At 48.0% G+C, this 13,574-nt stretch carries 12 protein-coding genes; 4 read left to right on the plus strand and 8 right to left on the minus strand.

Translation table 11 applies throughout. From position 1 onward, the window contains the following. The first annotated feature begins 41 nt into the window (after positions 1 to 41). Positions 42 to 1,019: a thiamine-phosphate kinase gene (thiL, locus tag FEK47_RS11635; RefSeq protein WP_135486587.1), complete on the plus strand. Its 978-nt coding sequence runs from the start codon at positions 42 to 44 to the stop codon at positions 1,017 to 1,019. Continuing rightward, positions 997 to 1,515, plus strand: coding sequence for a phosphatidylglycerophosphatase A (gene pgpA, locus FEK47_RS11640; RefSeq protein ID WP_000154044.1), 519 nt, complete (start codon positions 997 to 999; stop codon positions 1,513 to 1,515). The genes thiL and pgpA overlap by 23 nt, the downstream gene beginning before the upstream one ends. Before the next feature lie 53 nt (positions 1,516 to 1,568). Here pgpA and yajO read toward each other — a convergent pair whose 3' ends face one another. The 4 genes from yajO to xseB are packed head-to-tail and all read right to left on the minus strand — an operon-like array spanning position 1,569 to position 5,626. After that, on the minus strand, positions 1,569 to 2,543 hold the full coding sequence (gene yajO / locus FEK47_RS11645) for a 1-deoxyxylulose-5-phosphate synthase YajO (RefSeq protein ID WP_001199800.1): 975 nt from the start codon (positions 2,541 to 2,543) through the stop codon (positions 1,569 to 1,571). Between the two features lie 54 nt (positions 2,544 to 2,597). Next, positions 2,598 to 4,460 (minus strand): 1-deoxy-D-xylulose-5-phosphate synthase, encoded by a 1,863-nt coding sequence (gene dxs, locus FEK47_RS11650; protein ID WP_000006815.1) that lies wholly within the window; start codon positions 4,458 to 4,460, stop codon positions 2,598 to 2,600. Between the two features lie 24 nt (positions 4,461 to 4,484). Beyond that, positions 4,485 to 5,384 (minus strand): (2E,6E)-farnesyl diphosphate synthase, encoded by a 900-nt coding sequence (gene ispA / locus FEK47_RS11655; RefSeq protein WP_130215435.1) that lies wholly within the window; start codon positions 5,382 to 5,384, stop codon positions 4,485 to 4,487. Next, on the minus strand, positions 5,384 to 5,626 hold the full coding sequence (xseB, locus tag FEK47_RS11660) for an exodeoxyribonuclease VII small subunit (protein ID WP_135486586.1): 243 nt from the start codon (positions 5,624 to 5,626) through the stop codon (positions 5,384 to 5,386). Before xseB ends, ispA begins: the two co-directional genes overlap by 1 nt. Before the next feature lie 205 nt (positions 5,627 to 5,831). On the opposite strand from xseB, the gene thiI reads away from it, so the two are divergent. Beyond that, the gene (gene thiI / locus FEK47_RS11665; protein ID WP_135486585.1) at positions 5,832 to 7,280 is read left to right on the plus strand and encodes a tRNA uracil 4-sulfurtransferase ThiI; all 1,449 of its coding nucleotides are present in this window, start codon (positions 5,832 to 5,834) and stop codon (positions 7,278 to 7,280) included. 53 nt (positions 7,281 to 7,333) lie between these two features. On the opposite strand, the gene yajL is transcribed toward thiI, so the two are convergent. Further along, entirely contained in the window at positions 7,334 to 7,924 is a 591-nt protein-coding gene (gene yajL / locus FEK47_RS11670; RefSeq protein ID WP_001276309.1) for a protein deglycase YajL, read from the minus strand. Further along, positions 7,887 to 8,798, minus strand: a complete 912-nt coding sequence (panE, locus tag FEK47_RS11675; RefSeq protein WP_000705865.1) for a 2-dehydropantoate 2-reductase — start codon at positions 8,796 to 8,798, stop codon at positions 7,887 to 7,889. The genes yajL and panE overlap by 38 nt, the downstream gene beginning before the upstream one ends. A 167-nt stretch (positions 8,799 to 8,965) precedes the next feature. On the opposite strand from panE, the gene yajQ reads away from it, so the two are divergent. Then, positions 8,966 to 9,457, plus strand: a complete 492-nt coding sequence (yajQ, locus tag FEK47_RS11680; protein WP_001138904.1) for a nucleotide binding protein YajQ — start codon at positions 8,966 to 8,968, stop codon at positions 9,455 to 9,457. 59 nt (positions 9,458 to 9,516) lie between these two features. Here yajQ and FEK47_RS11685 read toward each other — a convergent pair whose 3' ends face one another. Together FEK47_RS11685 and FEK47_RS11690 are read right to left on the minus strand one after the other, a co-directional pair. Further along, positions 9,517 to 11,247: a hypothetical protein gene (locus FEK47_RS11685; RefSeq protein WP_138183190.1), complete on the minus strand. Its 1,731-nt coding sequence runs from the start codon at positions 11,245 to 11,247 to the stop codon at positions 9,517 to 9,519. Positions 11,248 to 11,299: 52 nt separating this feature from the next. Continuing rightward, positions 11,300 to 13,453, minus strand: coding sequence for an SEL1-like repeat protein (locus FEK47_RS11690; protein ID WP_135486584.1), 2,154 nt, complete (start codon positions 13,451 to 13,453; stop codon positions 11,300 to 11,302). Positions 13,454 to 13,574 lie beyond the last annotated feature (121 nt).

The following is a 13,574-nucleotide window of genomic DNA, read 5'->3' on the forward strand; positions in this document are numbered from 1 at the left end:
ACTCGCCGGCCTTTTCTTTTTTACCTGCTGAGGCATAACGTATGGCATGTGGCGAGTTCTCCCTGATTGCCCGTTATTTTGACCGTGTAAGAAGCTCTCGTCTTGATGTCGAACTTGGCATTGGCGACGATTGCGCACTTCTCAATATCCCCGAGAAACAGACCCTGGCGATCAGCACTGATACGCTGGTGGCGGGCAACCATTTCCTCCCTGATATCGATCCTGCGGATCTGGCATACAAAGCACTGGCGGTAAACCTAAGCGATCTGGCAGCGATGGGCGCCGATCCGGCCTGGCTGACGCTGGCATTAACCTTACCGGACGTAGACGAATCGTGGCTTGAGTCCTTCAGCGACAGTTTGTTTGATCTTCTCAATTATTACGATATGCAACTCATTGGCGGCGACACCACGCGTGGGCCATTATCAATGACGTTGGGTATCCACGGCTTTGTTCCGATGGGACGAGCCTTAACGCGCTCTGGGGCGAAACCGGGTGACTGGATTTATGTGACCGGTACGCCGGGCGATAGCGCCGCCGGGCTGGCGATTTTGCAAAACCGTTTGCGGGTTGCCGATGCTAAAGATGCGGACTACTTGATCAAACGTCACCTCCGTCCGTCGCCGCGTATTTTACAGGGGCAGGCATTGCGCGATCTGGCAAATTCAGCCATCGATCTCTCTGACGGTCTGATTTCCGATCTCGGGCATATCGTGAAAGCCAGCGACTGCGGCGCACGCATTGACTTGGCATTGTTGCCATTTTCTGATGCGCTTTCTCGCCACGTTGAACCGGAACAGGCGCTGCGCTGGGCGCTCTCTGGTGGCGAAGATTACGAGTTGTGTTTCACTGTGCCGGAACTGAACCGTGGCGCGCTGGATGTCGCTTTGGGACATCTGGGCGTACCGTTTACCTGTATCGGGCAAATGACCGCCGATATAGAAGGACTCTGTTTTGTTCGTGACGGCGAACCTGTCACGTTAGACTGGAAAGGATATGACCATTTTGCCACGCCATAAAGATGTCGCGAAAAGTCGCCTGAAGATGAGTAATCCGTGGCATTTGCTTGCTGTCGGATTCGGAAGTGGATTAAGCCCGATTGTTCCTGGCACGATGGGATCGCTGGCGGCGATTCCGTTCTGGTATCTGATGACCTTTTTACCCTGGCAGCTTTATTCGCTGGTAGTCATGTTGGGGATCTGTATCGGCGTCTATCTTTGCCATCAGACCGCGAAAGATATGGGCGTGCACGATCACGGTAGTATCGTCTGGGACGAATTTATCGGTATGTGGATCACGCTCATGGCGCTGCCGACCAATGACTGGCAGTGGGTCGCCGCCGGGTTTGTGATTTTCCGTATTCTGGATATGTGGAAACCGTGGCCGATCCGCTGGTTTGATCGCAATGTGCATGGCGGCATGGGGATCATGATCGACGATATTGTCGCCGGGGTGATTTCCGCAGGCATCCTGTATTTTATCGGTCATCACTGGCCGCTGGGTATTCTGTCGTAGTTGTGCACCGATGCCTGATGTGACGCTTGTCGCGTCTTATCAGGCCTGGATTCCTATTTAAATCCTACCACCGGATGCGGTTTATACGGCGTTTCCAGTTCAGCAATCTGTTCCGGCTTCAACGTGATATCCACCGCGTTCAGTAGTTCATCAAGTTGTTCTTCCCGCGATGTACCAATAATGGGTGCAGCAATACCTGGTTTGCTCAACAACCAGGCCAGCGCAACTTGTGCTCGTGTCGCGCCCAGTTCTTCACTGACGCCCGTTAAGCGTTCTGCGATCTGCGCGTCATTTTCATCGCTTTCTTTATAGAGATTTTTCCCCACCTCATCAGACACCAGGCGTGCAGTGGTTTCTCCCCACGGACGAGTCAGACGGCCCCGCGCCAGCGGGCTCCACGGAATGACCGCCACGCCCTCTTGATAACACAGTGGCAGCATCTCACGCTCTTCTTCGCGATAAATCAGATTGTAGTGATCCTGCATACTGACAAACTGCGCCCAGCCGTGCTGTTTTTGTAGTTCCAGCGCCTGAGCAAACTGCGAGGCGTGCATGGATGATGCGCCGATATAACGTGCTTTCCCGGCTTTTACCACGTCGTTCAGGGCTTCCAGCGTCTCTTCGATCGGCGTGTTGTAATCCCAGCGATGAATTTGCAGGATATCGACATAATCCATGCCGAGACGGCGCAGGCTGTCGTCGATAGAGCGCAATATTTGTGCACGGGATAATCCTTCCGGTAAATCACCAACGCGATGGAACACTTTGGTCGCAACGACAACGTCTTCACGACGGGCGAAATCCCGCAGTGCGCGACCGACGATCTCTTCGCTGCTGCCATCGGAATAGCTATTGGCGGTATCAAAGAAATTTATGCCGCCTTCCAATGCACGTTTAATTATGGGACGGCTGCTCTCTTCCGGCAGTGTCCATGCGTGATTACCACGATCTGGCTCGCCAAAGGTCATACAGCCGAGGCAAAGTCGGGAAACGCGAAGGTCGGTTTTTCCTAAGGGGTTGTATTGCATGCTGCCACTCCTGCCATGAATAATTTCTTAAGCATAGCAGGAGTAGAGTAGGGATTATGCCAGCCAGGCCTTGATTTTGGCTTCCATACCGGCGGCATCGAGGCCGAGTTCGGCGCGCATTTCTTCCTGAGTTCCTTGCGGAATAAAGAAGTCCGGCAGACCAATGTTCAGCACGGGTACTGGTTTACGATGGGCCATCAGCACTTCGTTCACGCCGCTGCCTGCGCCGCCCATAATGGCGTTTTCTTCTACGGTGACCAGCGCTTCATGGCTGGCGGCCATTTCCAGAATTAACGCTTCATCAAGCGGTTTCACAAAACGCATATCGACCAGCGTAGCGTTCAGCGATTCAGCGACTTTCGCCGCTTCTGGCATCAGCGTACCAAAGTTGAGGATCGCCAGTTTCTCGCCACGACGCTTCACAATGCCTTTGCCAATAGGCAGTTTTTCCAGCGGCGTCAGTTCCACGCCAACCGCGTTGCCGCGCGGGTAGCGCACCGCGGACGGGCCATCGTTATAGTGATAGCCGGTATAGAGCATCTGGCGACATTCGTTTTCATCACTCGGGGTCATGATGACCATTTCTGGTATGCAGCGCAGGTAAGAGAGATCAAAAGCGCCCTGGTGAGTTTGACCGTCAGCACCAACAATGCCCGCGCGGTCGATGGCGAACAGGACCGGGAGCTTTTGAATTGCCACGTCATGCAGCACCTGATCATAGGCGCGTTGCAGGAAAGTGGAGTAAATCGCGACAATGGGTTTGTATCCACCAATCGCCAGACCCGCAGCAAAGGTCACTGCGTGTTGCTCGGCAATAGCCACGTCGAAGTAGCGATCCGGGAATTTACGTGAAAACTCGACCATGCCGGAGCCTTCACGCATCGCCGGAGTAATCGCCATCAGCTTGTTGTCTTTCGCTGCCGTTTCGCACAGCCAGTCGCCAAAGATTTTTGAATAGCTCGGCAGGCCGCCGCTACTTTTCGGCAAACAACCGCTGGAGGGATCAAATTTAGGCACGGCGTGGAAAGTGATTGGGTCTTTTTCTGCCGGTTCATAACCACGACCTTTTTTGGTCATGATATGCAGGAACTGCGGGCCTTTCAGATCGCGCATGTTCTTCAGCGTGGTGATAAGCCCCAGTACATCGTGACCGTCAACCGGACCGATGTAGTTAAAGCCCAGCTCTTCAAATAACGTGCCAGGCACCACCATGCCTTTAATATGTTCTTCGGTGCGTTTGAGCAGCTCTTTAATGGGCGGCACGCCAGAGAAAACTTTTTTCCCGCCTTCGCGCAGTGAAGAGTAAAGCTTACCGGAAAGCAGCTGCGCCAGATGGTTGTTAAGCGCGCCAACATTTTCGGAAATCGACATTTCATTGTCGTTGAGAACCACCAGCATATCGGGACGAATATCGCCCGCGTGGTTCATCGCTTCAAACGCCATGCCAGCGGTAATCGCGCCGTCGCCAATCACACAGACGGTGCGGCGATTTTTGCCTTCTTTCTCGGCAGCAACCGCAATACCAATTCCGGCACTGATGGAGGTTGATGAATGCCCGACGCTTAATACGTCATATTCGCTTTCGCCGCGCCACGGGAACGGGTGCAGGCCACCTTTCTGACGGATGGTGCCGATTTTGTCGCGGCGTCCGGTCAAAATTTTATGCGGATAAGCCTGATGCCCCACATCCCAGATTAACTGGTCAAACGGAGTGTTATAGACGTAGTGCAGCGCCACGGTCAGTTCGACCGTGCCCAGCCCGGAGGCGAAGTGCCCGCTGGAACGGCTCACGCTGTCGAGTAAATAGCGGCGCAGTTCGTCGCAGAGTTTCGGTAAACTCTCTTTCGGCAACAGTCGTAACTCCTGGGTGGAGTCGACCAGTGCCAGGGTCGGGTATTTGGCAATATCAAAACTCATCAGGGGCCTATTAATACTTATTGTTTATTTATTACGCTGGATGATGTAGTCCGCTAGCGCTTCCAGTGCCGAGGTATCGAGTGACTGTTCAGCCAGTTGTTTCAGCGACTGACGGGCATCGTCGATTAGATCCCGGGCTTTCTTCCGGGCTTGCTCAAGACCCAGAAGTGCAGGGTAGGTACTTTTACCAAGTTGCTGGTCGGCACCCTGGCGTTTTCCCAACGTTGCAGTATCTCCCACCACATCCAGGATGTCATCCTGAACCTGGAAGGCAAGGCCGATGCTCTCTGCGTACTTGTCGAGTACTGGCAGAGCACGACGCCCTTTATCTCCGGCGCTTAATGCACCAAGGCGAACGGCGGCGCGAATCAATGCGCCGGTTTTATGACGATGAATACGCTCGAGTGCGTCCAGAGGTACGTGTTTGCCTTCCGCATCTAAATCTAATGCCTGACCACCGCACATTCCGGCAATACCGCTGGCGCTTGCCAGTTCTGAAATCATCGAAATTCTGTCGCGGTCCGACACTTCCGGCATATCGGCATCGCTTAGAATCGAGAACGCCAGCGTTTGTAAAGCGTCGCCAGCGAGAATCGCGTTCGCTTCGCCAAACTTCACATGGCAGGTCGGCAAACCGCGACGCAGATCGTCATCATCCATTGCCGGTAAATCATCATGAATTAATGAGTAAGCGTGGATACACTCTACGGCGGCGGCGGGTGCGTCCAGAGTATTCAGACTTACGCCGAGCATTTGACCGGTGGCATAAACCAGGAAAGGTCGCAGGCGCTTACCACCTAATAATGCGCCATACTGCATGGTTTCTACCACGGGAGTGTTCTGAAAGGGCAGTGGGGCGATAAAACGGCTCAGCGCCTGGTTGGCCTGCTTAACGTAGGCTTCGAGTTGCTGCGGAAAGTCCATTACTCATTGTCCGGTGTAAAAGGGGTTAGAGAGGCGTCTTCGTGGTCAGACAGCAGAATTTGTACGCGCTGTTCGGCTTGTTGTAATTTGGCCTGCCCCTGACGTGCCAGCTGCACGCCGCGTTCGAACTCGTTCAGCGCCTCTTCCAGCGGCAGGTCGCCACTTTCCAGACGGGTTACAATCTGTTCCAGCTCGCTCAGCGCCTTTTCAAAGCTGGCGGGCGCCTCATTTTTCTTCGGCATAATGAATGTCTGACTCTCAATATTTTTCGCCCCGTCATGGTAACGGACTCAGGGCAAATAGCAAATAACGCGCAATGGTAAGGTGATGTGCGCAGCAAAGCGATGTTAGTGGTATACTTCCGCGCCTGGATGCAGCCGCAGGTGTGGGCTGCTGTATTTTTCCCTATACAAGTCGCTTAAGACTTGCCAACGAACCATTGCCGCCATGAAGTTTATCATTAAATTGTTCCCGGAAATCACCATCAAAAGCCAATCTGTGCGCTTGCGCTTTATAAAAATCCTTACCGGGAACATTCGTAACGTTTTAAAGCACTATGATGAGACGCTCGCTGTCGTCCGCCATTGGGATAACATCGAAGTTCGCGCAAAAGATGAAAACCAGCGTCTGGCCATTCGCGACGCCCTGACCCGTATTCCGGGTATCCACCATATTCTCGAAGTTGAAGACGTGCCGTTTACTGACATGCACGATATTTTTGAGAAAGCGTTGGTTCAGTATCGCGATCAGTTGGAAGGCAAAACCTTCTGCGTGCGCGTGAAGCGCCGCGGTAAGCATGATTTTAGCTCGATTGATGTGGAACGTTACGTCGGCGGCGGTTTAAATCAGCATATTGAATCCGCGCGCGTGAAGCTGACGAATCCGGAAGTGACTGTCCATCTGGAAGTGGAAGACGATCGTCTGCTGCTGATCAAAGGTCGCTACGAAGGTATTGGTGGTTTCCCGATCGGCACCCAGGAAGATGTGCTGTCGCTCATTTCCGGCGGTTTCGACTCCGGTGTATCCAGCTATATGTTGATGCGTCGCGGCTGCCGCGTGCATTACTGCTTCTTTAACCTCGGCGGCGCGGCGCATGAAATTGGCGTGCGCCAGGTGGCGCATTATCTGTGGAACCGCTTTGGCAGCTCCCACCGCGTGCGTTTTGTCGCTATTAATTTCGAGCCGGTCGTCGGGGAAATTCTCGAGAAAATCGACGACGGTCAGATGGGCGTTATCCTCAAACGTATGATGGTGCGTGCCGCATCTAAAGTGGCTGAACGTTACGGCGTACAGGCGCTGGTCACCGGCGAAGCACTGGGTCAGGTGTCCAGCCAGACGCTGACCAACCTGCGCCTGATTGATAACGTCTCCGATACGCTGATCCTGCGTCCGCTGATCTCTTACGACAAAGAGCACATCATCAACCTGGCTCGCCAGATTGGCACTGAAGACTTTGCCCGTACTATGCCGGAATATTGCGGTGTGATCTCCAAAAGCCCGACGGTGAAAGCGGTTAAATCGAAGATTGAAGCGGAAGAAGAGAAGTTCGACTTCAGCATCCTCGATAAAGTGGTTGAGGAAGCGAATAACGTTGATATCCGCGAAATCGCCCAGCAGACCGAGCAGGAAGTGGTGGAAGTGGAAACCGTCAATGGCTTCGGTCCGAACGACGTGATCCTCGATATCCGTTCTATCGATGAACAGGAAGATAAGCCACTGAAAGTTCAAGGGATTGATGTGGTTTCTCTGCCGTTCTATAAACTGAGCACCAAATTTGGCGATCTCGACCAGAACAAAACCTGGCTGTTGTGGTGTGAGCGCGGGGTGATGAGCCGCCTGCAGGCGCTCTATCTGCGCGAGCAGGGCTTTAACAATGTGAAGGTATATCGCCCATAATTTGTGGTTGTGACGTCGCATCTGGTCAGATGCGACGTTTACCGCATCCGACACTACTCGTAATAATTATAAATCCCTGCCGCCATCACCAGTTGTGATGCCACTTCATGGGCTTTCTCGCGCCCAACCAGCAGGTCGATAATTTTCAGACCAAAGTCGATAGCTGTACCCGGCCCCTGGCTGGTCAGCAATTTTACCCGTGCATCCCAGACGACGCGCTTGTCCTGCCATTGTTCAGCGGGAATTTTATCTTTCAGCGTCGGGAAGCCGGTCATATTGCCAATCGGGAAGATATCGTGCGGCACCAGCACAGTGGCTGGCGCGGCGCAAATAGCCGCGACGATACGCCCGGAACGGTGGAACTGTTTAACAGTTTCAACCAGCAGGGTGCTATCGCGAAAACATTCCGCGCCTTTAATGCCACCAGGCAGCACGATCACGTCATATTCGCCATCAGCCACTTCGACCAGCGGCGCATCCGCCAGCAGCTTCACGCCGCGCGAGCAGGTAATCGCCAGGTTACCATCGCTGGCGACGCTGGCAGTGGTGACTTTGATTCCGCCGCGAACCAGCAGATCGATAGTGGTGACGGCTTCAGTCTCTTCACTACCAGGGGCGAGGCAAACCAGTGCCGATGCGCTCATATTCACTCTCCTTTCTTTTTACCATTTCAAACAGGCGGGTGTTTTCCGGTACGGCAATCCCATGCGCACGGGCGCGGCGTAAGAGAAAACCATTGATATAGTCGATTTCAGTGTGGCGCAGCGCGCGGATATCCTGCAACATCGACGAGATATTTTCCGCTGTGGCATCAATCACCTGCATCACGTAATCACGCAAATCTTCTGCTGAAGTATGATGCCCTTCGCGTTCAATCACTGCCGCGACTTCTTCGCATATCTGCATAATTTCTTGCGGATGATGACGTAATTCACCGTTCGGGCAATTCCAGATGGCAGTCAGTGGATTAATCACACAGTTGACTGCCAGTTTGCGCCACAGCTCGGCGCGAATATTGTTATGCCAGGCAACGTCAGGTAACACGGTTTGCAAAATATCCGCCAGATAACTGTAATCGCCATCCTGTTGCCGTGCCGGACCAATATGCGTGATACCGTTTGCCACATGAATAATGACATTGCCGTCGCGGCGGGCGGCATGGGTGGTGGTGCCCATCAGTAACGGCTGCTGAATGTTTTGCAACTCTTCGATGGTACCCATGCCGTTGTGAATTAACAGTATTGGCGTGGTTACAGGCAGTGTGGACGCGAGGCTTTTGACGGCATCGGAAACCTGCCATGCTTTCAGCGTCACCAGTAACAGATCGCTGGTGGCCAGAAAATCGGGATCGTTAGCGGTCAGCGATTCGTTAAATATCGAACCGTCAGTCTCAACCAGATTCACGCTACAATAAGGTTGCGGTACGCGCAGCCAGCCCTGAACTTCGTGACCCTGTTTGCAAAGTGCTGTAAGCCATAATTGCCCTAAGGCACCGCATCCCAATACGGTAATTTTCATTGTTCCTCCTCACCCGCAACCACTCCGGGTGTTCAATAAGGCTATCCCTTAATTGTGCATGCTGTTGCGTCTATGCACAATTAAGGGATACGTCCTGGTGCAGGACTGTTGGTTATTTAACTTTGCAGGTATTATGCTTCGCATCAAAAATGAAGGGAGAGGAAAAGATGCCATCTTTCGATATTGTCTCTGAAGTTGATCTTCAGGAAGCACGTAACGCGGTCGATAACGCGAGCCGCGAAGTGGAGTCCCGTTTTGACTTCCGTAACGTTGAAGCCTCATTTGAGCTGAACGACGCCAGCAAAACCATTAAAGTGTTGAGCGAGTCCGATTTCCAGGTCAATCAGTTGCTGGATATTCTGCGTGCCAAGCTGCTGAAGCGCGGCATTGAAGGCAGTTCGCTGGATGTACCGGAAAATATCGTTCATAGCGGTAAAACCTGGTTTGTGGAAGCGAAACTGAAACAGGGCATTGAGAGCGCGACCCAGAAGAAAATCGTCAAGATGATCAAAGACAGCAAACTGAAAGTGCAGGCGCAAATTCAGGGCGATGAGATCCGCGTGACTGGCAAATCTCGTGATGATTTGCAGGCTGTCATGGCGATGGTGCGCGGTGGCGATCTCGGTCAGCCGTTCCAGTTCAAAAACTTCCGCGATTAACTTTCTGGATATAGCTACTGATTGTCAGGGCCACCGTGGTGGCCCTTTTGACCATGCATTTATTGAGTTGCAGAGGCGTTTCCTGATGCCCGGTCATAAAGCGACTGAATTAAAGCCTGTTGCTCTGGCTCAGGTTTAATTTCCAACTTATGGTAGATTTTGCCAATCTGATAAAGTTGCTCATTGCCCACGCTATCTATTTTTGTTATTGCTGGTTGTGTTGTTAATTTATTAAGCGTAAAGGTAATGTGTGCCATGCATTCTGCATTTTTCTGCATACAAATATTCTCCAACAATATCAGATTATGCATACCCAACATTTCCTCTTTTATCAATAATTCCCTGGCATTGCTCCATTCTTTGGCATTTATATAATATTGAATCATATGATCTGTATTGAAGGCAGGGACATGCTGATGCAGCACTCGGTTTGCGCTGGCAGTATCATTACCAAAACTATATAATTCGGCAAGTGATGAAAATAGTCCTCTCATTTCACTTTCAGAATGTGATTTTTGCTCGTTTATATAAAATTCTTCAGCGAAAGATGCGAGATGTTGAGCATATTTGGTTAGACCCACTTCACTAAATTTTTCACCAGTATTACTTATTATTATATCCCAGTCTTCTAATGGTTGATTACTGATCTCTTTAAGAAGAGTCGTGAAATATTTGTCCATTAGCTCATTGTCCTGATGACTATACAGGATTTTTAATGCGCTGACTTTGTCTTCATAACAATACTGACTATCATAACAAGCGTATTCTGGTGCTGTCATCAGAAGCGCCAGACGTTTTTTCATCAATTCCACCTCATTTAATGAACTTAATAAATTAATGAGGCTTAATTCACTTCTTGTTGATGGGGAAAAGGCAAAAATTTTATCGATAAATACTATGTAATTTGAAAGGCTGTTTTGATAGTCTTGCTGCATATCATTATTTCTATAAAACAATAAAATTCCTTCCAGAGTACTTAAGTAATTCGATTGAGATTCGGTAATGGCTTTGTGTAGACGTTGAGATAAAACTACCGCTTTTTCTTTGTTGCCATTGGCAGCGTAGATATTCATGAGTTTCAAATACTCATCACCATAATGGGATTCACGACTGCTATCTACAGCAATAGCTTTATCAAACATATTCAGCGCCTTATCGGCATAATGAATGGCGTTTTTTATATCGCCTTTTGTTTGATAACCCTCCGCAACTGTAAGTAACATGGTGACTTGCTGGTAGGGTATAACAACATTATCACCATATACAGTATTATAAATACTTATTGCCTTATCAGGATCACTCTGATATGCGACTAACACAGTAGGTAAATAATAATGCAGGGCATTGTCATCGAGGCTGAGAAGCTGCATCGCCTTTTCGGGTTGTTTGCTTTTTATCCAGCTATTGATATAGCTCTCAAAGGATGTAAGAGTTGCCGGTTTATTTAACCCAATTTTTGATAAAAAAGTTAAGGCTGTCTCTGGTGCTCCTTCTTCAGCGACTCTGGAGGCCGTTAAATCCAGATAATATTTAGCGTTTTTAGATTCTGTTTCAAGTTTGCTCAGTAAATTGTAAGCACGTTCAGGGTAGCCAGATACTAATAATTCATATTGCAAATTAAACCATTCAGCTTGCGATCTGAAGGTGGTATTTTCTTCCAGAGGTAAAGCAGAGTTTAGTTTTTGCTCGACGACAGAATAAACATCCGGCTGAGTGGGTTCGCTGGATAAAACCTGATGAGAATAAAACACAGATAAAATCATTAATAACAAAGTAGATTTCGCTTTCATCGCAAACTATATCCTTTTCTGTTTGATGAACCTTACGTGGTCCCTGAGCGCTTTATTTTGTTTGATGTTCAAGTTCATTTAATGCTTTAAGCGCAGGTTCTATTCCGCCTTCTGCCGCATTAGATAGATGAAACCTGGCTTTTTCCATATTTCTCTCAACGCCGTCACCATTCTGATACATCCTTCCCAGGTAGAAATGTGCGGCAAAATTACCTTGTGCAGCTGCTTTTTTGAACCAGACACCAGCATCAGGAAGATTCTGTGGTAGTTCTTTTCCGATGAGATATAAATAGCCAATTTCCGCCTGGGCATTACTATTGCCCAGTGTTGCAGCTTGTTGCAGATATGTCAGGTATTTTTCATTGTTTGCAGGTATACCATTGCCTTTGTAGACTGTCGCTAAAAAGTATATCGCATCAGTGTTTTTTTGCTCTGCAGATTTGGTTAACCATTTAATCCCTTCATCTATATTTGCACAGATGAATTCGTATTTCCCTAATGCAAATTGAGCACTGGAGTCGCCTGTTGTTGCATTATCTTTTATTTGTGTTGGAGTGTCTAAAGACGATAATTTCTCATCATTTTGATAGCATGTAATATATTTTATTCCGTTTTGATCATAAGTTTCCTCCGTACCATGTCTTTTATTATTAACATATTGCGTTGAGGTTAATAGTTTACCTGTGCGATCGTTAAACTCTTTTTCCACTCCTTGTCTGATACCATTGACGTACAGGGTTTCTTTGGTTAGTTTACCTGTGTTTTTGCTCCAGTTACGATATGCCCCATTCTCTACGCCATTTTTGTATTCGATTGAATAGGTTAATTTACCATACTTATTCCATGATTTGGCAATACCGTCGGTTTTTCCATTCTTATAAGGGTACAAACTCTCAGGGATGCCATTTTCGTACCACTCTTCACTGTTACCATCGAGTATGTCATGTTTATAGTTTTGTGATTTTGCAAGATTTCCATTTTTATACCATTGCTTAACCAGACCATTTAATTGGCCTTGCTCATCAAAATGTTTCTCCTCTTCTTTCTGCCCATTTTCATACCAGGTTTGAACAGAAATTTGTTTTCCGTCTTTATAGACGGATTTAGACAGTAACTTACCCTCTTCACTATAACGTTCGTTAGCTCCATCATACTGACCACGGGAATTTCTATTGTGTATAGAGCTTATTTTTCCGGATTGGTAGTAACTGGTATCTTTTCCAATCAACTCACTTTGCTGATAGAAATTTTCCTGCATGAGTTTGCCATCAGGATAATATTCATATGCAGGACCATCGAGTTTACTATTCAGATAGCTATGCTGCTGTTTGATTTTTCCATCTTCATAAAAATGAGGGCATTCACCATCTTTAATTTTGCCGTTATTAAAATGACGTTTACTTTCAATGGTCCCATTTTCATAATATGTAATAAACTCGCCGTTGATAAGACCATTAGAAAAACTTAGAGATTCATAGACGTTACCATTGCTATTGTAATAACTTTCGTATTTTCCATCTCTTTCTCCTTTTGGATTATAGTTAGCAATGTTTTTTATCTTTCCACTTTCAAACCAGGATTGAAATGAAGAAATAAATTTAGAATCGGAGAAGTTATCTGTGTCTGTATATCCTTCAAATGCAATCTGTTTAGTTGAAGACGGATTATCAGTTGATGAGATATACCATCCGGTGACTTTCCATTGTTTTTTCTCATCGTCAAAGGGTAAAGGAGATTGAATAAAATAAATTGCCAGACGTTTAGCAGTTGGTTTTAAAGTTTCATCGAGCCATACAGTAGACATTTTCTTTGTATATTCAGCACCACATAATTCTGTTGTACATACTTTTATGTCTGTCAGCATGGGAGTGCCATTACCGTCACACTGATTGATGGTCATAAAGAAATAGCGATCATCAAGAAAAGGAGTTTCTAATTTTTTTAATTTGTCGGCATAGGCTTTGTCAGTAATACCCATTGATTCTGGTCGAGCAGAAATTGAATTTGTTTCGCAAGGATTACTGGTTTTGAAATAAAAACGATCGGCAAGAACGAGTTTCAAATCATGAGATAATGCTGTTTTATTTGGCTCAACATGATCGATTTGTGCAATGAAAGTTATAGTGCTTGCGGGAGGGGATTCGCTTTTTGCATATGAACTGGCGCTATACAGTAGAATGATAATAGTAAATAATGATTTGTACATGATGTATTTTCCATGTGAATAATTTATCCCTGATATTTCATAAAAAGTATAGTTTACTTCTAATGTAATCGTCCAGTTATATGGAATTAAGCGAAGTATTAATAATGGAGGGTTTAAAGGA

Origin of the sequence: Escherichia sp. E3659 (assembly GCF_005781135.1) — a bacterium.
GTDB lineage: Bacteria > Pseudomonadota > Gammaproteobacteria > Enterobacterales > Enterobacteriaceae > Escherichia.

Excerpts from the sequence above, each read along its gene's own strand:
- thiI (WP_135486585.1), top strand. The coding sequence starts at position 5,832 with ATGAAGTTTATCATTAAATTGTTCCCGGAAATCACCATCAAAAGCCAA.
- yajL (WP_001276309.1), bottom strand. The coding sequence starts at position 7,924 with ATGAGCGCATCGGCACTGGTTTGCCTCGCCCCTGGTAGTGAAGAGACT.
- FEK47_RS11690 (WP_135486584.1), bottom strand. The coding sequence starts at position 13,453 with ATGTACAAATCATTATTTACTATTATCATTCTACTGTATAGCGCCAGT.
- panE (WP_000705865.1), bottom strand. The coding sequence starts at position 8,798 with ATGAAAATTACCGTATTGGGATGCGGTGCCTTAGGGCAATTATGGCTT.
- pgpA (WP_000154044.1), top strand. The coding sequence starts at position 997 with ATGACCATTTTGCCACGCCATAAAGATGTCGCGAAAAGTCGCCTGAAG.
- ispA (WP_130215435.1), bottom strand. The coding sequence starts at position 5,384 with ATGGACTTTCCGCAGCAACTCGAAGCCTACGTTAAGCAGGCCAACCAG.
- dxs (WP_000006815.1), bottom strand. The coding sequence starts at position 4,460 with ATGAGTTTTGATATTGCCAAATACCCGACCCTGGCACTGGTCGACTCC.
- thiL (WP_135486587.1), top strand. The coding sequence starts at position 42 with ATGGCATGTGGCGAGTTCTCCCTGATTGCCCGTTATTTTGACCGTGTA.
- xseB (WP_135486586.1), bottom strand. The coding sequence starts at position 5,626 with ATGCCGAAGAAAAATGAGGCGCCCGCCAGCTTTGAAAAGGCGCTGAGC.
- yajO (WP_001199800.1), bottom strand. The coding sequence starts at position 2,543 with ATGCAATACAACCCCTTAGGAAAAACCGACCTTCGCGTTTCCCGACTT.
- yajQ (WP_001138904.1), top strand. The coding sequence starts at position 8,966 with ATGCCATCTTTCGATATTGTCTCTGAAGTTGATCTTCAGGAAGCACGT.
- FEK47_RS11685 (WP_138183190.1), bottom strand. The coding sequence starts at position 11,247 with ATGAAAGCGAAATCTACTTTGTTATTAATGATTTTATCTGTGTTTTAT.